Raw genomic sequence first — 19,399 nt, forward strand, 5'->3', positions numbered from 1 at the left:
CTTATTGATACCTTTTCGTTTTTTAAACCGCAGCGCCCTTCCCGCTATAGTCATTTCATTACTCATCAGGCGGTTATTTCAAAAGGATAAAAACGTGAAATTGACGATACCTCATTTACGGACAGGGGCGGCGGTACTGTTGGCGGGATTGTTGTTGGCCGGTTGCGACCAGCAGAGCAGCGATGCAAAGCACATTAAAGTCGGCGTGATTAACGGCGCCGAGCAGGATGTGGCGGAAGTCGCCAAAAAAGTGGCGAAAGAGAAGTATGGGCTTGATGTTGAACTGGTCGGTTTCAGCGGCTCGCTGTTGCCGAACGATGCCACCAATCACGGTGAACTGGATGCCAACGTTTTCCAGCATCGTCCGTTCCTTGAGCAGGATAATCAGGCACACAACTATAAGCTGGTCGCAGTGGGGAATACCTTTGTCTTCCCGATGGCCGGCTATTCGAAAAAAATCAAAACGGTGGATCAACTGAAAGACGGCGCGACGGTGGCGATCCCGAACGATCCTACCAACCTCGGGCGTGCGCTGTTGCTGTTGCAAAAAGAGCAGTTGATTACCCTGAAAGACGGAAAAGGTTTGCTGCCGACGGCGCTGGATATTACCGCTAACCCGCGTCATTTACAGATTATGGAGCTGGAAGGTGCACAACTGCCACGCGTACTGGACGACCCGAAAGTTGACGTGGCGATTATCAGCACCACCTACATTCAGCAAACCGGGCTTTCTCCGGTTCACGACAGCGTGTTTATCGAAGATAAAAATTCGCCGTATGTGAACATCCTCGTGGCGCGGGAAGACAATAAAGATGCGGAAAATGTGAAGGAATTTCTGGCTTCTTATCAGTCACCTGAAGTCGCAAAAGCGGCAGAAACGATCTTTAACGGCGGTGCGGTGCCGGGTTGGTAAGAGTGACCGTTGCCGCACCGGAGTCTGTCAGGCAGCTCTGGCGCGGCGGCGGGAATCCATTGAGATCAACACCACGGAAGACAGAATCAGCAGCGTGCCCAGCCAGTCCGGCAGGGTGAAGGTAATCCCCAACAAGAGCAACGACAGCAACGCGCTGCTCAGCGGTTCGGCGCAGCTTAAAATGCTCGCTTTCGGCCCACCAATCATCTGCGCCCCTTTCAGATACAGGCTGAACGTCAACGACGTGCCGATCACCACCAGATAAAAAAACGCCAGAATCAGGCTGCCATTGACCACAAAATCTGTGCCCTCTCCGGCGTAAAACGGCAGCAGAATCATCCCACCGATTAACATACTCCAGCCGACAATCGGCAAGGTGCCGTAGCGCGCAATCAGCGTTGACGGGTAGGTGGTGTAAAACGCGGCGGCAAACGCTGAGGCAATCCCCCAGAACAGCGCGGCGGGTGAAATAGACAGTGAGGTCGGGTTGCCGTGCGTGACCAGCAAAAAGGTGCCGATGAGCGAGGTGAGGATTGCGGTCAGCACCAGCACGCCGGGACGGGCCTTACGCACCAGCGCGAACCACGCCACGATGATCGTTGGCGACAGAAATTGCAGCACCGTGGCAGTCGCGGCGTTAGATTTTTCGATGGTCAGCAGGAAGGTGAGTTGTACCGTCAGCGCGCCGACGACAGAAAAAATCAGCAGGCTCAGGGCGTCTTTGCGGTTTTTGAAAAGGGAAAAGATTTTGTCGCCGTGAACCACGGAGAGCATCAGCAGAATTAAGCCAGCAAATATCAGACGCGTCATGGTCAGAAATTGCGACGACATCTGGCTTTGCTCCATGATGTACTGCGCGCAGACCCCTGAACTTCCCCATAAAACGGCGGCAATCAGGACATTCAGCATCCCTCTTCTGGTGGACCCCATGTTTTCCTCGGCTTTGTTTTTTGGACGTTATTTGCAGGCATGATAACAGATAAGACAGAAGCGTTTCCCTCGCCATAACAGGTTGTTTATTCACGGTCTGCATGCAAATTCGAATCCAGGAGTTTTTGACATTGCGCGGGGGATGGCGGCGTTCTATTGTCAAAATGAAACTTCAGCAGGAAGGAACACATCATGGGTAAGCGTCGTGGTTTAACGGCTGTGCTGGCCACTCTGGTTTCTCTCTCTCTGTTTGCCGCGCCGGTTATGGCAAATCCGGGAAATGGCAACGGAAATGGTCATGGCGGCGGTCAGGGCAACAGCAGTGGCAACCAGGGGAATAAAGGTAACCAGGGGAATCATGGGCAAAAAGGAAATCCGGCCCAGAAAAACAACGGTTCTTCCGATCATCGTAAAAATTACGGCAAACCCGATCACGTCGAGTCTGACATCAGTTTCGCGACAGCGCGTCATCTGGCGGTGAACTACGGCCTGACGGGATATGATTCTCTGCCTCCGGGAATAGCGAAAAACCTGGCACGAGGAAAACCGCTTCCTCCGGGGATCGCGAAAAAGGCGGTTCCGGCATCGATGCTGGGAGAACTCCCTTACTATCCCGGCTATGAGTGGAAAATCGTTGGGGATAATCTGGTCCTGATTGCGCTGAGTACCGCAGTGGTCACCGCAATTATTAATGGGGTCTTTGATTAACCTATTTAAAGGCCGGGGAGCGTTCCCCGGCTTTTACATTTCGCCATCTCAATAATAGGTAAACGTAACCGGCAAAGTGGCGGTGTAACTCCCGGCAGGAATCGTCCCGGTATGCGGTGAAACTCTGACCAGTAAGCTTCCGTCAAACTGTTTTGGGCTTACAAGAAAAGGTGCTTTACTCAACTCAACCGGTGAGCCAAATGTCACGGCTCCTCCTCCTTTTTTCCATGACAGCGTAAGGTCGACCATAGTATTGGAGGTCGTGATTTTAGAATCATTGCCCCCGGTAAACGTCACTTCAAATTTGGTTATGTCGTTAAGGCAATCAATTACGATAGGGATTTCAACATTATTGTCGCCTAATAAAGCGCCTGAGGTGGTTATCAGGGGAAGCTGAACATTTTCAGGCAGACCTGTACCATTATTGATCTGACATTGTGGATTGGTCACGGTCATGGTAATGGGCAAATTCACGCTTGCTTTTTGCGCAGCAAAGCCCGCCAATGGCGTGGATGTGCTTAATAGTCCTATAAGCAAGGGGAAAAAGAGACAACGCCTGTCAATCATAGGTCACCTCGACCGTCAAACTGGTATTAACATTCCCTGCCTGGAGTGTTTCACCGGGAATTTGTTTGGGTAAAAGCTTAAACTGGCCTAGAGTTTCACTATTGTTACTTAATGCCGTTGATGCAGGTGCAAAAGACTTATTCAATTCAAGCGGCGCAAAATCTGTACTGGCTGCATTTTTCCATGACATTTCAAGCCCTACGCCGGATAAACCCGTTTTCATCAGACTGGTGCTGCTTGCCGCAACGCCTGCGGCGGGCGAAAATTTTAGAGAGATCCCCGTTGCAGGCCAACTGCAGGAAATATTCAAATCGACGGTCTGAGCCGTTGTTGCGCTATTTTCAAACTGACTAAAGCCGATTTGTTGAAAGTTAAGGTTTGCCGGAGAGAGTGACAATGCGCAAGTATTTAAAGTTAACTCGGCATTTACAGTCGCTCTCTTCTGCACTGATTTCGACGCAGATGCGTTGTGAAATGAAAAAAGTATCAAAAAAAATAGTAACCCTCGATGCATAACTTCACCCAGCCTATCGATATATCAGTGAAATATTCAGGTACGTTGAAACCTTCCCGGCAGGAAACGGGGTTGAAGGTTTGACATAGATTCTGAAGCGCGCTGAAGCATCAAGATCGTCCCTTGTTGGCTGATAAACCCGATAATTAGTATTGAGAGGTATATTTTGTTCTGAACCGTACAATCTGGTGATCTGAAAGTTTAGCTTCCGACCATTAGCATCACTGGCGCTAAACAACCCATTTGCTGCATCAACCACATTCTCGGGGTCAAAACGAACATACAGGCCATTAATTAATGCTCCGTTTCTGCAAGAATAAGAGACTAAAATTTCTTTATACAGCCGTCTGGTGAGGTCGCTTGGGGTCAATTTACCAAAATCGATATTTTCTGGTGAAAGAGACATTCCACAGGTGGCATTATCATTAAAAATAAAGGGAATGGTTGCTCCCAAACCAGACCTGACATTTACCGCTGGGCTGTTTGAAAGCGTATTTCCTACAGACGGCATCTGGATACTCACAGTATATCGACCGGATTGGGTACTTTGGATCCAGTATTGATCTTCTACCACAAGCTTGGCTTTACCCAGCACAGTGCCTGCAGGCCAGTCAATTCTCCCATTCCATGGTGCAGATTTAACGTTATCGGAGATAATGCTACTGGTGTCACAATGCATACCCTCCAGTTGCCATTCAATGCCTGGATAAGGGGTCGTTATAGTGTTGCCGTTTTTACAAGACCCGCCACCGGTCATTCTCATCTCCATCTTGCCCATCTGCACTGCATTCTCGACATAATCCGGATCGCAACTCATGCCATCTTGTACGGTGACTTTCATGATTAACAGTGATTCATTATCTGCTGATGTATAACCATTCATCCAATAACCATGATCGCTGCCGGGATCGGTATCAAAAAGTATTGTTCCTCCACTACAGTTTGCCGCTTTGGCGGGCAAAGAACTGAGTGAGAAAAAAGCAAAGAAAAGAGCAAGCATGAATTTGTACATAGCAATGACCTTATGTGCTTCAGGATTTAGTTAATTTATACTCTTTATCAACGCCATAATCATCGAATGCCACAATACTCAGGCTGTTACCGGTGACTGACTTACCGAGCGATATTTTTTCTCCCGGAGCAAACACAGAGAGTTTATCTTTGATATCCTCACTCACTTTTATGGGTGAACCATTTTGTTTTACACTGATTATTGCAAAATAATAGGGAGTGTCATTCCAGAGAACGGTACTGCCCTCACTGCTTATCATTTTAATATTCTGTTCAGCGTTTTCCCTTTTCTCTTTCAAGGCGTCGGGGCGGTAAAACATTTTGACCTGTGTATGCAGCGCAATTGCTAATGCGTTCGTTCCCTCTTTTGGTGATTTGGGGATCTCCTGTACATTGATCCAAAACAGCGACTCTTTATCCCTGGGTAACGCATCATTAATTTTCAGGATGCGCAAGATTTGTCTGTGTTGATCCGCCACTTTAAAAAAAGTAGGGCTGGGTACAAAATAAACGTTTTTATCGTTCTGATCCTGGTTTTCAATCCATATCTGTCCGCCATATTCCTGTGTGGACTGGTTATCAACCTGTACTGAGATGTTCTCTCTTTTTTCATCAAAAACATAGCGTGTGCTGTTAAGGACAAACGCAGCATGACTTGAAGCCGTAAATAAACAAAGTGATGCAAACGTGAATAATTTCTGCAGTGTATTTTTCTTAGTCACACTTAATCTCCTGTACTTTACCCATATTTTTCTTCAGTGATCGAGAGTCGAATTTGCAATCACCGACAGAAATTATCCCTTCATCTTGTTCTTCCAGATTCATTAACAGAATGCCGCCATTGTTGACGTAGCCGATTTCCTGATTTTGCTCGTTTTTAGCGATACTCCCCATTGGAATGACAAAACCATTACTGCTGATGACTTTAACAATATAGGTGTTGATTTTTCTGTATTTCACTTTTTTATAGATAATCGCGTTTTCTGTTGGCGTCACATTGATTGCGTTTTCGGTTAATTCAACGCTCTGCGGCAGGTTTTCCGCATTGACGGTGATGGTATTATTGTTATACGCCGTTAACGGTATCACGGCGCGCCCTTTTTTATCACCAGGCATGGAACCATTAAATCTGACACCCGGAACATCTTCCATTTGGACCACTGCAATTTCATCATTTTTCACAGGCGTAAACAGAATACCGGCATCAGGCAGTCCGATAATACTGCCACCGGCCTGGAATGACGAACTTGACGTGCTCCCCATTTGTGAATAGCTTGCTGAGGTTTGTACGGCATCAAACAGATAAGAAGCAGAAATCGCACTTCCTGTAGTGTTCTTAGACTGATTGATGGAGGCATTATAACTTAACCGTGAGTTAATACTTCCGGAAAGACCGGTGTTGAAATTCGTACCGTTACGACGATCATAATTTATGCCAGAGAAACTATACTGCGCCTTATCAAACACGCTAAAGGGTACGCTGAGAGAAACCCCGGCGTTATAATCGTTTTCCATTCCCTGCAAGCGGGAATATCCGGCATTCAGAGAGACCGAAATATTATTAAAACTTTTGCTGAGATTTAAGTTTGCCCCAACCTCACTGGAACTGTCCCAATAGTCCTCCTTCCAGGCTGACATATTTAAGAAGACATTCATTTCTGGCAATTGATAGGTGATGATCGATTCATACCGCTGTTTAGGTCTGTTATTTAACAGGCTGTAATAGCGAGAGTTAAAATCTGAATAATCAATATAGTTTTCTGAGTTGAAACGATAACCGATCAATTGTAAATTCGCGTTTTCCCCTAACGCGCGAGCATACTTCACTGATGCACTAAAGCCGCTCATGGCTTTGCCATTATGATATTTGGCCTGCGACAGGTTGCCGCTCATTGCGACTGCACCAAACCAGCCAAAGGAACGGATAATCCCCAGGCCAACGTTATTATAGTTTTTGTCAACCAGCGCAGACGTATTGAGTGTAAAAGGCACAAAACCGTAATCATAGGTCATTTGCGCGAATAAGCTATCCTCATCACGTTTGTCGCTGTACTGGTCAACCTTGCTTCCTACGGCAATATTGTAATTATAATTACCAGGCTTCAATAAATTCGGCAGAACGGCGACCGGGAAGCGCTGTTCTTTGACCGTGCCGTCCTCTTCATAAATCTTTAAAATAATATCGCCAGAATAGACGCCGGTCAGATCGTTAATGACAAAAGGACCTGGCGGTACCACGAACGATTTCAATGTATAACCGCCTTGTTCGACGGTCACACGGGCATGCGTTCTGGCAATGCCGTTGATTACCGGGGCATAGGATTGTGAGTCCCAGGGATACATATCCTGATTGGACTTTAATTGTGCGCCATAAAAGGTGAATCCGTCATTCAGAGTATTGTAGGACTGGGTTTTACCAATCATAATATCTGACTTGATCGATTTAATTGCGTGCGTTAACAGTAGGTTGTTGCTCTGAAATTTTTCCCCCTGATACGCATATCCCCTGCCAAGCAGGACCCATTCGCCAATATTGACCTGACCTTCAATGTTACCATATGTTGTCCGGTCCTGATTGCTTGATTTTGAAGTATTTAGATCATAACCGAGTTTAAAACCGCTACTGCCATAATCCCAGGGACCGCCTTCTTTTTTCGTATCGATAAAACCCGCCTGCGGCATATCGATTGACAGCTCTTGCAGGGAAGGATCAAAAAATACTCGGCTGTTCTTCTCTTTATCAATGAGATAGCAGTTGCGTGTGGGATAAAAATACGATTTATAAAATTCTTTATTGATATTAATGCCTTTTTCCTGTAGCCATTCGTCGGAAAGGCAAATATGCTCAGCATCATCATTGCTGATTGCTAATTCTACAGAGGTCGCTGTTTTAGAACCATTAAAAAGTAGATCGACAACATAGTTTCCCGGGACGTTTTGTCCGGTATTCTTTAGCACTTCTGGTACCTCTTTGCTGCCACCACGGATAAAACTGTAATTGAAATCGTCGGCAAGAACTTCATTCGACCATAAATGAAATATGATAGCGACACATAATACCTTTATCTTCATTTTTATTCCTTGCCGACGTATATCTTATTTAATAAGGGAGTGAGAACTCCCTTTTAATTATAAAAGGATTATTTATATGTAACTACATAACTTGCAGATGCGCTAAATGCCCCCGCGGTCGCGCCAGCACTCGGTTTTACAAGCTGGGCACTATAGTCAAATGAGTTTTTAGCGCCAGTATAACTGAAGGATGTTTGCCCTTCTTTAATAAAGGCAGCATCATCTGTTTGAGTTGCATTGGTTGCTTTTACCTGAAGATAAGCGGTCGTGCCTCCTGTCGTGGCGTTAGTGATACCTGCCGGATGTAAGGTAGAAGACGTCCAGTCAATATTAGCGGCAGTTTTAGAAAGACATGCTTGATCTTGTGGCACCAATTTGAAGACCACTGCGGTGCCATTATCTTGATTCGCTGTCGATAATGTACCTAAATTAACACTTGAAATATTCCCACCAGCACTATCTTGAAGCCCAATTTCACAAGTCGCAGTTGAAACACTACCCGTAAAGTTTACGGTACCGGTGTTTGGTGCAGCCATAGCATTCGATGCTACACCCAGGACTGCCACAATTGCCGAACCTAAAATCAGTTTTTTCATTTTATACTCCATTACTAATAAGCTTAATTCTTAAGTCAGCTCATACAATCTTAATGAGCGAGAAGGAATATATTGTGATGAAAATGCGCTGGCAAATTCCGAAATGGCGATCGTTACTTTTCTATCGATTTTTTTGTTTTTATAACTTGGTTAGTTATGTTGTTTTAATTTTTGTAACTGATTTTTTTATTTTCTATCTGGGAAATGAAAATAGAACAAAGATTGCAGAAATTCATCATTGCAATGCTTTTTTGCGATATAAGAATAAAAATAAGCCATTTTTGTATTGACTGAGCCTGGTCTTTGTTTGAATTTCATTTATTTAAGCTGATAGTTGCCGGGGATAAAGTGAATAAAATATATGCAATAAAAAAGAACAGCAAAGGTGAGGCGGTTGTCGTTTCAGAAGTTAGTAAAGGTATACGGAAACGCTCCTCTTTTACGATCTCGTTGCATGCCCTTTTAGTTAGTATTATGGGATTATTATACTCTGCCTCATCAGGGGCTTCGGTGACGACCAATTTTACGCCGTATCAGACCTATCGTGATTTTGCTGAAAATAAAGGTGCATTTAAACCCGGTACTGTGAATATTCCCCTTTATGATAAACAGGGTAATGTTGTTACAAGTTTAAATAAAGCGCCAATGATAGACTTTAGCTCAAATGACTCAATAGGCGTTGCAGCATTGGTTTCACCGCAATATATCGTAAGCGTCAAGCACAATGCAGGTTATCAAAGTGTAAAATTTGGTTATAGAGACGACACGACTTATTCCTTGGTGGACAGAAATAACCACTGGCGGGACTTCCATACGCCCCGGCTGAATAAAATTGTGACTGAAGTTTCAGCACTGGAGATGACCGATGCAGGAACTGCAAGAGGCACATACCAGAATCAGGAACGCTTCCCTGTTTTCTATCGGGTCGGCAGTGGCGTTCAGTATGTTAAAGATGCCAATGGCAAACCGATACAACTGGCTGGCGGGTATGCCTATAAAACGGGCGGAATCGTTAATCCGCCTTTTATTTCAGACTGGAGTTTTGTCACTAATGTAACCAATTCACCGCTCTCAACATATGGTACGCCGGGTGACAGCGGCTCTCCGCTTTTTGCCTGGGATGCGCAGAAAAACAAATGGGTGTTAGCCGCAGTACTCAATTCTTATGCGGGTGTTAATGGAAATACGAACTGGTATACGATCATTCCGGTTGGTGACGTGGCTAATACCATGAAACAGGACGTTGATGCCCCGGTCAACTCACAACAAAGTGAAGGGGATATCCACTGGTCTTATGATGTCGCCACAGGCGTCGGCTCTTTAACCCAGGGCGCAGCCTCGTGGGCAATGCATGGCAATCATGGCGGGACATGGCCTGCTTCATTAAACAGTGGCAAAGATCTCACCTTCCAGGGCGGCGGTTCTGTGGTGTTAGAAAACATCGTTGACCAGGGCGCGGGAACGCTGACGTTTAATGATGATTATCGTATTAAGCCCCTGGATTCTCAGACCTGGAAAGGCGGCGGGATCATTGTTAATGGCGACCATACCGTTGACTGGCAGGTGAATGGTGTTCAGGGTGATAACCTGCACAAGCTCGGCACCGGGACACTGAAAGTCAATGCTACAGGCATTAACCCTGGCGGACTGAATGTCGGTGAGGGGACGGTGATTCTGGCACAGCGCCCGGACGGCAATGGTAACGTTCAGGCCTTTAATAATGTCAGCATTGTCAGCGGCAGGCCAACGGTGGTTCTGAGTGATGCTAAGCAGGTGAATCCCGACAATGTGAAGTGGGGTTACCGCGGTGGTAAGCTCGACATCAACGGTAACAGTCTCACCTTCCATCAGCTTAACGGCGCGGACGACGGCGCGATCCTGACCAACCGCGGGAAACAGGCCACCGTCAACCTGGATTTCAATAAAGCAGATACCACAGCGGCGGTTGCCAATATTTGGCACGGCCACTTTACCGGCAATGTTGATGTCAAAAATACCGTTACGCCCGGAACGCAGAATGACTTTGTCATGGACGGCGGGATGGACACGCAAGGGAGCTTCACCCAAGAAAATGGCCGGTTGTTTATTCAGGGGCATCCGGTTATCCATGCAGCCAGCAGCCAGGGTGTGGCAGATAAACTTAAGACGCTTGGCGACAACTCTGTCCTCACCCAGCCGGTTTCCTTTACCCAGAATGACTGGGAAACCCGGCAGTTCAGTATGCAGCAGCTTAACCTGCGTAATGCTGAATTCAGTCTGGCGAGGAATGCCAGCCTCAGCACGAACATCATTGCGGATCACTCCACCGTGACGCTGGGCAGTGAAGATCTCTATATCGATCTCAATGACGGGAACGGTGTGAAAACCACGCCCTCATTCGGGCAGTCAAAAGCGACGAATGATGCGGATCAGAGCGGGTTCAGCGGACGTGTACAGCTGAATAACAGCTCCACCCTGAACATTAATGAACACTTTACCGGCGGGATTGACAGTGTCGACAGTGCGGTGACCGTGGCGTCCAGTGATGCCGTTCTCAGCCAGTTCAGCCGCTTCACCCGCTCAACACTCGCTCTGGCGGATGGAGCGACGCTGACGGCAACATCGGGACTGATCTCTGACAGGGAAGTGACAGCCGGGGCGGGGTCAACCCTTTCGCTGTTATCCGGACAGTACGCCGCCGGGCGCTGGAGCCTTACAGGTGCTGGAGCGACGCTGAATACCGGCCTGGGTAGCGTAATGACAGGTAACATTCAGGCGAATGATGCTGCCAGTCTGAATTTTGGTGGAACGAATAAAGCTGGTCAGAATCTGTTCACTGCTTATAGTGGCAACCTGAGTGCGCCACAGGCAGATGCGACGATGACGAATACCCTCTGGCAGGCAGAGGGACAATCTGCTGTGAAATCCCTCAAACTGAAGGGGTCGCAGGTGAGCTTCAGTAATACCGGTGTAGCCGGTGCGCTGAATGTGGATACGCTGACTGCCAATAACAGCACGTTTATCATCAATACCAACGGAAAAACGGCGGATACGGTAACGGTTAACCAGTCGCTGACCGGGAAAAATAACGCACTGGTTGTTGTTCCGACGGGTTCTGCTGCCAGCGAGAAAGTTTCTTCTCTCCCACTGGTCAACGCGCCGAAAGCCACGCAAAGCGATGTGTTTACGTTAAAGCCGATCACACAGCGTACGGGTTTCCATACCTATACACCACAACTGGGTATGGTGGAAACGGCGAACAGTAAGCAATGGCGGCTGGAAGGATTTGATATTCAGCAGGATAAAGCGGCGCTTCAGGCAGGGAAATCTGTAATGGACGTCGGATATAAGAGCTTCCTGACGGAGATGAACAACCTGAACTACCGTATGGGCGATCTGCGTAATACACAGGGAGATACTGGCGCATGGGCGCGCATCTATAGTGGTACGGGGTCCGCAGATGCGGGTTATTCCAACAGCTGGACTCACCTGCAGATAGGGGCTGACAGAAAACAGTCGTTTAACGGTGGCGATCTGTTTACCGGAGTGACAGCAACGTTCACTACCAGTAATAGTCATGGCACAGGCTGGTCCGGTCAGACGAAATCAACCGGTATTGGTCTCTATGCATCCGCGATGCTTGATTCCGGACTGTATGTGGATGTGATCGGTAAGTATGTTCACCACGACAACCACATCTCGGCAACGGAAATGTCGATGCCGGAGCAGGATTACCGCTCGCGCTCCTGGTATCTGGGGACGGAAACGGGCTGGCGCTTCTCGCTTCCGGGAGAGGCATTTATCCAGCCGCAGACGGAACTGGTCTATGGCGCGGTGTCGGGCAACCGTTTTGCCTGGCAGTCTGAAGGTTATGACATCAGTATGCAGCGTAAACAGGAGAACCCATTGATTGGTCGTACTGGCGTTGAAATGGGTAAAACCTTTACAGGCGGAGACTGGAAGCTGACCACGCTGGCGGGCGTTCATTACCAGTATGACCTGTTTAATCCTGCGAAGACGGTCGTTCGTGATGTTGCCGGGGAAACGTCCATTAGAAACGGTAAAGATAGCCGGGTAAACTTTAATTTAGGTGTCAATGCCGAAATTAAAGAAAACACCAGGATTAGTCTTAATATAGAGCGTTCAGCCTTTGGTCATTACGATATTGATAAAGCAATTAACGCCAATATCCGTTATTCATTCTGATTTTGGATTTTAAGAACGCAAAAGCCTGAACGGATAGTTCAGGCTTTTTAATAAATTAATTGCAAGTGAGAATTAAATGTATTTACAAATCATTTTGTTGAGTATAATTTTATCGTATAGTGTTATTTTTTAGGATGGTTTTTGATCTTTCTATACCTTATAGTCACTTTTAGTTAAGACACCTAATATATTTGATGACTAAGGGTTCTTATGTCCGTTGCTTTTTTGTTGGCAAGTAAAAATGCATTCTTCAATTACGGGTTATCATTGCTCTCTTACGAGAGTTCAGATATTAAATGTTTCGAGTACAGAGATGTTGATTCAGCGCAAGAGATACATAATAAATATCGTAAAGTCTACCTGATTTGCGACAGGGATGATTATTTCTCTTACTGCTTTCTTATGGAGAAACTCCCGGTCATATGTTTATACCTTGAGCAGATATCCTGGCGACAGAAGAAACTACGTGTTTTTGAGAGTCGTAGTCCCTCGCCTGTTTCGGTGTTCAACAATTTTACGGATGATGAGAGGAAAATAGTCTATTTGTATTTTTTTAAGAGGAAGAAAATCAGAGAGATCGCGACGATAACAAAGCTAAAGGAGAATAGTATTTATTATAAAATACGTTCGATAAAATTAAAACTGGGTGCGGAATCCACCAGAAAGCTTCCAGTCTTACTTAAAAACACTTTTCTTGTGCCAAATGTGTGAGTACTGCATTTACGTATTATTTTCTTTTGAAAATATTAAATTTTGAATAATCACTAAAAACCCACTGGGTAATGCTTTGTATTTTAAAGAAATACATAGTTAAAAAATGAATAATTAAAATTATAAGCTATTTCGATAATTAAAAAATTCCGAGTTTACATGGCTGATAACCCATGAAATTATATGCATACAAAGCATGGGGGTGACTGTATGAATAGTCAAAGTGCTTTAAGTAATCTTACTTTTCCGGCTAAGGAAAGTTATGCACACAACAATGTGTTGGTGCTGAAGAAAATTCGCTTTTACAGCTGTGCTATTATTTATTTGCACGATGCCCAACTGCTTGTAAAAACGAAAGATGGGCAATCCTTTAATGTACCCCCTGAATCACTTTGTTATGTCGAAAAAAACACAGTGATTGATGTTGCATTGAAAGTGTTAGGCCAGGGTGTACCCTACGAGATCTATCACATTGACAGTGATGTGCTCAGTTGTATCTGTAAGGTGATGGAACCGCTTTTGTTGGATCCGCAAAGAGTCAGCCAGATGCGGCGTAAAATCTTCACCTGTCCTGTTGATGAAACAGATATTAAAATATTCAAACGATTAATCGGGAGCGACGTTCCACAACACAGACAAGTTTATAAGATTACTTATCTTCTTTCTAAAATCAGGGACATCGAATCGTTAGTTTATTCTCTGTCAGTATCAACGGATACCACCTTTACTGAGCGACTAAAAACAATCATCGAAGCCGATCTCGCAAAATCGTGGAAGCTGGCGGATCTTGCAGGCATTTTGCATATGTCGGAGGTGTCGATTCGTAAGAAGCTTGAGAAAGAGAGTAATAATTTTAATACACTGGTGTTGGATATCCGCATGCATCAGGCGGCTAAACTCATCACGACTACCGAAAAGCATATAAACAGTATTGCCAATGAAGTGGGCTATACCAGTACGTCTTATTTTATTCGTAACTTTAAAGAGTTCTTTGGCATTACACCGAAACAATTTTCTTTGAAAGTCAAAAAGCAGTCCTGATGGATTATATAGACAATATTTCCTAAATCATGCTTCGATACCTTTAAGGTATTTCGCAGGAAAAAGCCAGGGGGCATCCCCAGGCATTTGTATCAGAACGCGACGTGAACGCCTGTCATCGCGGATGGTTTCGCTGTCGCTTTTACCTTTAACGCGTAACGTGCGCGCCGTTGGCTTGTTATGAGAATCCGCTTTCGTCAGTGGCAAAAGCGGATTCCTTTTTTATTCACCGCGTAGGATCTGGCGGAAATGGGATACTAACGGGCGTTGATTGGCTTTATGCCAGGCGGCCCATAGTTGCGTGGAATAATTCATCCACGGCAATTCGCGTAATACCACGCCCTCCGGCGCATTGTGACGCAGGCTATGTTGAATTAATGCCAGACCTAATCCTGCAGCGACCAGACCTAATGCTGTCAGCGGTTCACCAGCTTCTAAACGAATATCGGGATTAAACCCGGCTTTGACACAGGCCGCGACAAAATCATCACGGGAATGGGCATCGTCATTATGAATAACGGCAATCCACTGCTGGTTGGCAAGCTGTGTTGCGACAAGGTTTTTTTCCTCCGCCAGCGGATGATTTTGCGGTAAGGCCAACAGCATGCGATCGTCCAGAACCTGAATGTATTCCAGATCCTGTTCACTGTCTGTGGGCGGCGTGTCGACCAGTGAAAAATCGAGGCTGCGCTGGCGCAAGCCTTCAATCTGGGTAGCCGGTGGCTGGCTGTAAAGCGCGATATGCACATCCGGGCGCGATACGCGTAACGTACGCAACGCCGTAGAAAGCACGCCGGAATGCATGGCGTTTTCAATATAGCCAATACACAAGCCTCCATCTTCACCGCGTCCCAGACGTTTACCCAGTGATTCCAGACGATTGGCATGCGTCAGCAATGAGCGCGTTTCGGCGAGGAATGTCTGCCCATCAGCAGTCAATCGGATACGTTGTTGATTGCGCTCAAACAGCATCAGTCCCAGGCGCTCTTCCAGTTGCGCAATCTGGCGGCTGAGCGGCGATTGCGAGATATGCAGTCGCTCAGCAGCACGTCCTACGTGCTCTTCTTCTGCGACCACCACGAAGTATTTCAGTTGGCGTAAATCAATCATGTCAGACCTCAAAGGACTTAAGTTAGACGAATTATGTCCTATAAAGTCACAACCTTGCAAGGTATTGTGAGCTCCGTCACAGGGCGATAGCAAAAAACGCCCGAACTAAACCCGAATACTTGAGGACATCTTATGAGCATTAAAAATTTACTTCCCGGCAAAATCGGCTTAGGCGGCGCGCCGCTCGGCAACATGTTCCGTGCCATTCCGGAAGAAGAGGCCCACGCCACCGTGAGCGAAGCCTGGAACCTGGGCGTGCGCTACTTTGACACCGCGCCGCTGTACGGCTCTGGCCTTTCTGAAATTCGTATGGGCGAAGCGCTGTCTCAGTATCCACGCGATGAATATGTTTTGAGCAGTAAAGTCGGCCGCATCATGCTGGACGAAATGGAAGATCCCGCCAAACGTGATTTTGGTGAGAAAGGCGGTCTTTTCGAACACGGCCTGAAGAACAAAATTCTGAATGACTACTCTGCCGATGCCACCCTGCGCTCGATTGAAGACAGCCTGAAACGCCTGAAAACGGACCATCTGGATATCGTCTGGATCCACGATCCGGCGCAGGACTTCTACGGTGACAGCTGGCTGGAGCAGTTCAATATTGCCCGTACGGGGGCGTTTCGTGCACTGACACGTTTGCGTGACGAGGGCGTGATCAAAGCGTGGGGGCTGGGCGTGAACCGCGTTGAACCTTGTGAACTGACGCTGGCGCTTGATGAGCCGAAGCCGGATGCGTTCCTGCTGGCGGGTCGTTATTCCCTGTTGGATCACGAACGTGCACTGCAACGCCTGATGCCAGAAGCGCTGGAACATAACGTCGATATCGTCGTCGGCGGCCCTTACAGCTCCGGCGTACTGGCAGGTGGTGAGCACTTTGAATATCAGAAAGCCTCCCCGGCCATTAAGCAGAAAGTGGCGCAAATTCACGCCATTGCCGCGCATTTTAACGTCGATGTTAAAGCAGCGGCGCTGCAGTTCGCGCTGGCAAACCCTGCCGTCGCGGCGGTTATTCCTGGCTCCAGCCGTCCTGGCCGTATGGCAGAAGATCTGGCTGCGCTGAATGCAACCGTTCCGGCTGAATTCTGGGCGGAAATGCGCCGTCAGGCTCTGGTTGCGGAAAACGCGCCGCTGCCGACCCGTTAATCAACCGAGTGAGAAAAAGATGAAACTGGATCTGACAGGTAAAGTCGCTGTGGTCAGCGGCTCAACCTCCGGTATTGGGCAGGGTATTGCCGCCGGACTGGCAAAAGCAGGCGCAACGGTGGTTGTCGTCGGGCGTAAACAGCGCGGCGTCGATGACGTGATGGCCGCGATTATGGCACAAAATCCTGCGGCGTCGCTGCGTGGCGTGGTGGCCGATCTCAGCACCGAACATGGCGTAAATGCGCTGATCGCCGCCGTTCCGACGACGGATGTGCTGGTCAATAATCTGGGGATTTTCAACGATAAAGATTTCTTCAGCGTTCCGGATGACGAGTGGCTGCACTTCTACAACGTCAACGTTATCTCCGGCGTTCGTCTGGCGCGTCATTATGCGCCAGCCATGACGGAACAGGGCTGGGGGCGAATTATCTTTGTTTCGTCCGAATCGGGCGTGGCTATCCCCGGCGACATGATCAACTACGGCGTCACGAAAGCCGCGAATCTGGCGGTGTCCCACGGTCTGGCGAAGCGACTCGCCGGAACCGGTGTGACCGTTAACGCCATTCTGCCGGGGCCGACTTTTACCGATGGTCTGCAGGAGATGCTGGCGGACGCCGCCGCACAGTCCGGACGTAGCCCGCGTGAACAAGCCGACGAGTTTGTTAAAACCTCGCGCCCGAGCTCCATCATCCAGCGTGCGGCGGATGTGGAAGAAGTGGCGAATCTGGCGGTTTATCTCGCGTCTCCGCTCTCTTCGGCAACGACAGGGGCAGCCCTGCGCGTCGATGGCGGCGTCGTCGACACCCTGACAATGTAACCCTATAAATTTAAGAGAAAAATATCATGGCTAAGACAAGTGTATCGATTGAAATTCCGGCTTCTGCCGACGCGGTATGGCAACTGATGGGCGGCTTTGACGCGTTGCCGGACTGGCTGCCGTTCATCCCGAAAAGCGTAGTGACAGAAGGGGGGCGCGTGCGTTCGCTGACAACTTCCGACGGCGGTACCGTGATTGAGCGTCTGGAAGCGTTTGATAATCGTCAGCGCAGCTACACCTACTCCATTATTCAGGCGCCGTTCCCGGTGGTGAATTACCTCTCAACCATCACGGTTCATGAGACCGCCGACAGCCAGATTTCCCGCGTGGAATGGTCCGGCGAATTCACGCCGGTGAACGTATCTGACGAAGAGGCTCAGGCGCTGTTTACGGGCATCTACAGTGATGGTCTCAAGGCGCTGAAGGACAACTTTGTTTCCTGATTCGACCTGCAGGCGTCGGAGGATCCGACGCCTTATTATTAACTAAAACGCAATAGTCTATTGTCATTTGTATCATTTATGTCATCTGTAGACAGGCGTATTCTTCTTCCATCGCGTTAATCAACGCCAAATTATCACTTTATTCTGGGATATAAACATGAAAACTATTTTCGCTATTTTTACTGCCTCTCTGTTCTCTGCTGTGGCGTTTAACGCCTCAGCGCAAAGCGTTACGGCAACCGGCACCACGCTGGATTCCGCTGAAGCGGTCATCGCGCAAAAAGCCAAAGAGATGAATGCCTCTGAATACAAAATTACCAGTGCGCGCATGGGCAACACCGTCACCATGAGTGCAGAACTGTATAAATAATCGCGAGAGGAACCCATTATGTTATTCGATCACTATGCGCTGAATGCCTTGCCGTTAAAAAACCGGATTGTTATGCCGCCGATGACGCGTTCTCGCGCCGGGGCAGGCGACGTCGCGACTGACATGATGGCGGACTATTACGCACAGCGTGCCAGCGCAGGGCTCATCATTAGCGAAGGCACGCAAATCAGCCAACAGGGCCAGGGCTATGCCTGGACGCCTGGCATCTATTCCGAAGCGCAGATTGCTGGCTGGAAAAAAGTCACCGACGCCGTACACAAGGCGGGCGGTAAAATCTTTGCTCAGCTGTGGCACGTCGGTCGTGTTTCGCACACCGTTTTGCAGCCTGGCGGCGCGGCACCGGTCTCTTCTTCCGCCATTCAGGCGCCAGGGGTGAAAGTGTTTGTCGATGTTGAAGGGCGCGGCCCGGAAAATGGCGTCGGCGAGATGGTGCAGCATGACATGCCGCGAGCCCTGACGCGGGAAGAGATCCCGGCTATCGTCAATGACTATGCCCAGGCAGCGCGCAATGCTATCGCCGCAGGGTTCGACGGTATCGAACTGCACGGGGCGAACGGCTATCTAATCAACCAGTTCATTGACTCACAGGCCAACCTGCGTGATGACGACTACGGCGGCTCGCTGCAAAATCGTCTGCGCTTTATGCGAGAGGTGGTGACGGCGGTCTCTGCGGCAATTGGTAAAGAGCGTGTGGGCATTCGTCTCGCCCCGTTAACCACGCTGATGGGGTCAAAAGATGATACACCGGAAGCGACCTACCTGGCGGCGGCCAGCGTGCTGAACGATCTGGGTATTGCTTATATTCATATCGCCGAAGCGGACTGGGAAGATGCGCCGGTCATGCCTGCTGCGTTTAAAGAAGCGCTGCGTATTATCTTCCACGGTACGCTGATTTACTCCGGTAAATACACCAAAGCGCGTGCTGAAGAGGCGCTGGCGAACGGCTGGGCTGACCTGATTGGTTTTGGTCGCCCGTTTATTGCCAACCCGGATCTGCCGCATCGTCTGAAAAATGCCTTACCCCTGACTGCGCCCATTAAAGAGAGGTTCTTCGGCGGCGGGAAGGAAGGGTATCTGGATTACCCGGCTAGCTGATTTCATGACGCAGCGCGTCCATCTGCTCGCGCATCTATAAATGGCCCGGCGAATCACACAGCGCCGGGCTTTGTGTAAGATGGAATGCACACCCTTCATTCTTCATGTGAATACAATCAGCGTAAACCCTGTTGTCAGCAGGTATGATGAGG

Annotated in this window: 17 protein-coding genes; 9 read left to right on the forward strand and 8 right to left on the reverse strand. The window is 48.1% G+C overall.

Going from position 1 to position 19,399, the window contains the following annotated elements; all coding sequences use genetic code 11:
• Positions 1 to 94 precede the first annotated feature (94 nt).
• Positions 95 to 913 (forward strand): lipoprotein NlpA, encoded by an 819-nt coding sequence (gene nlpA / locus HVZ37_RS00310; protein ID WP_090050150.1) that lies wholly within the window; start codon positions 95 to 97, stop codon positions 911 to 913.
• A gap of 27 nt (positions 914 to 940) precedes the next feature.
• On the opposite strand, the gene HVZ37_RS00315 is transcribed toward nlpA, so the two are convergent.
• The gene (locus HVZ37_RS00315; protein WP_042323407.1) at positions 941 to 1,843 is read right to left on the reverse strand and encodes a carboxylate/amino acid/amine transporter; all 903 of its coding nucleotides are present in this window, start codon (positions 1,841 to 1,843) and stop codon (positions 941 to 943) included.
• 192 nt (positions 1,844 to 2,035) lie between these two features.
• On the opposite strand from HVZ37_RS00315, the gene HVZ37_RS00320 reads away from it, so the two are divergent.
• Positions 2,036 to 2,551, forward strand: coding sequence for an anti-virulence regulator CigR family protein (locus tag HVZ37_RS00320; RefSeq protein WP_042998683.1), 516 nt, complete (start codon positions 2,036 to 2,038; stop codon positions 2,549 to 2,551).
• Between the two features lie 48 nt (positions 2,552 to 2,599).
• On the opposite strand, the gene HVZ37_RS00325 is transcribed toward HVZ37_RS00320, so the two are convergent.
• The 6 genes from HVZ37_RS00325 to HVZ37_RS00350 all read right to left on the reverse strand — a co-directional run bounded on the left by HVZ37_RS00325 (position 2,600) and on the right by HVZ37_RS00350 (position 8,311).
• The gene (locus HVZ37_RS00325) at positions 2,600 to 3,118 is read right to left on the reverse strand and encodes a fimbrial protein (RefSeq protein WP_042998682.1); all 519 of its coding nucleotides are present in this window, start codon (positions 3,116 to 3,118) and stop codon (positions 2,600 to 2,602) included.
• Positions 3,111 to 3,632: a fimbrial protein gene (locus HVZ37_RS00330; RefSeq protein ID WP_042998681.1), complete on the reverse strand. Its 522-nt coding sequence runs from the start codon at positions 3,630 to 3,632 to the stop codon at positions 3,111 to 3,113. Before HVZ37_RS00330 ends, HVZ37_RS00325 begins: the two co-directional genes overlap by 8 nt.
• A 13-nt stretch (positions 3,633 to 3,645) precedes the next feature.
• Positions 3,646 to 4,644 carry a fimbrial protein gene (locus tag HVZ37_RS00335; protein ID WP_042998680.1) on the reverse strand — a complete coding sequence of 333 codons (999 nt, stop codon included), beginning with the start codon at positions 4,642 to 4,644 and terminating at the stop codon, positions 3,646 to 3,648.
• A gap of 19 nt (positions 4,645 to 4,663) precedes the next feature.
• Positions 4,664 to 5,365 carry a fimbrial chaperone gene (locus tag HVZ37_RS00340; protein ID WP_051642281.1) on the reverse strand — a complete coding sequence of 234 codons (702 nt, stop codon included), beginning with the start codon at positions 5,363 to 5,365 and terminating at the stop codon, positions 4,664 to 4,666.
• Entirely contained in the window at positions 5,358 to 7,715 is a 2,358-nt protein-coding gene (gene pefC, locus HVZ37_RS00345) for a PefC/AfrB family outer membrane usher protein (RefSeq protein ID WP_042998679.1), read from the reverse strand. Before pefC ends, HVZ37_RS00340 begins: the two co-directional genes overlap by 8 nt.
• Positions 7,716 to 7,783: 68 nt before the next feature.
• Positions 7,784 to 8,311 carry a fimbrial protein gene (locus HVZ37_RS00350; RefSeq protein ID WP_042998678.1) on the reverse strand — a complete coding sequence of 176 codons (528 nt, stop codon included), beginning with the start codon at positions 8,309 to 8,311 and terminating at the stop codon, positions 7,784 to 7,786.
• A 348-nt stretch (positions 8,312 to 8,659) separates the two neighbouring features.
• Between HVZ37_RS00350 and HVZ37_RS00355 the strand changes: the two genes are divergently transcribed.
• Both HVZ37_RS00355 and HVZ37_RS00360 read left to right on the forward strand, forming a co-directional pair.
• Entirely contained in the window at positions 8,660 to 12,496 is a 3,837-nt protein-coding gene (locus tag HVZ37_RS00355; RefSeq protein WP_042998677.1) for a S6 family peptidase, read from the forward strand.
• 921 nt (positions 12,497 to 13,417) lie between these two features.
• Positions 13,418 to 14,248, forward strand: a complete 831-nt coding sequence (locus HVZ37_RS00360) for an AraC family transcriptional regulator (RefSeq protein WP_042998675.1) — start codon at positions 13,418 to 13,420, stop codon at positions 14,246 to 14,248.
• 222 nt (positions 14,249 to 14,470) lie between these two features.
• Here the strand turns inward: HVZ37_RS00360 and HVZ37_RS00365 are convergent, their stop codons facing one another.
• Positions 14,471 to 15,358 carry a LysR substrate-binding domain-containing protein gene (locus HVZ37_RS00365; RefSeq protein WP_042998673.1) on the reverse strand — a complete coding sequence of 296 codons (888 nt, stop codon included), beginning with the start codon at positions 15,356 to 15,358 and terminating at the stop codon, positions 14,471 to 14,473.
• 132 nt (positions 15,359 to 15,490) lie between these two features.
• Here HVZ37_RS00365 and HVZ37_RS00370 point away from each other — a divergent pair, with 132 nt between their 5' ends.
• The 5 genes from HVZ37_RS00370 (at position 15,491) to HVZ37_RS00390 (ending at position 19,247) form a co-directional block, all read left to right on the forward strand.
• Complete coding sequence (locus tag HVZ37_RS00370; RefSeq protein ID WP_090050163.1) at positions 15,491 to 16,501, forward strand: aldo/keto reductase; 1,011 nt, start codon at positions 15,491 to 15,493, stop codon at positions 16,499 to 16,501.
• 19 nt (positions 16,502 to 16,520) lie between these two features.
• Positions 16,521 to 17,318: an SDR family oxidoreductase gene (locus HVZ37_RS00375; protein ID WP_042998671.1), complete on the forward strand. Its 798-nt coding sequence runs from the start codon at positions 16,521 to 16,523 to the stop codon at positions 17,316 to 17,318.
• A gap of 26 nt (positions 17,319 to 17,344) precedes the next feature.
• Positions 17,345 to 17,761: an SRPBCC family protein gene (locus HVZ37_RS00380; protein ID WP_042323396.1), complete on the forward strand. Its 417-nt coding sequence runs from the start codon at positions 17,345 to 17,347 to the stop codon at positions 17,759 to 17,761.
• A 157-nt stretch (positions 17,762 to 17,918) separates the two neighbouring features.
• Positions 17,919 to 18,131: a DUF1471 domain-containing protein gene (locus HVZ37_RS00385; RefSeq protein ID WP_042323394.1), complete on the forward strand. Its 213-nt coding sequence runs from the start codon at positions 17,919 to 17,921 to the stop codon at positions 18,129 to 18,131.
• An 18-nt stretch (positions 18,132 to 18,149) separates the two neighbouring features.
• Entirely contained in the window at positions 18,150 to 19,247 is a 1,098-nt protein-coding gene (locus HVZ37_RS00390; protein WP_042998670.1) for an alkene reductase, read from the forward strand.
• Positions 19,248 to 19,399 lie beyond the last annotated feature (152 nt).

Source organism: Citrobacter sp. RHB35-C17, assembly GCF_013816795.1.
GTDB classification, from domain to species: domain Bacteria; phylum Pseudomonadota; class Gammaproteobacteria; order Enterobacterales; family Enterobacteriaceae; genus Citrobacter_A; species Citrobacter_A amalonaticus.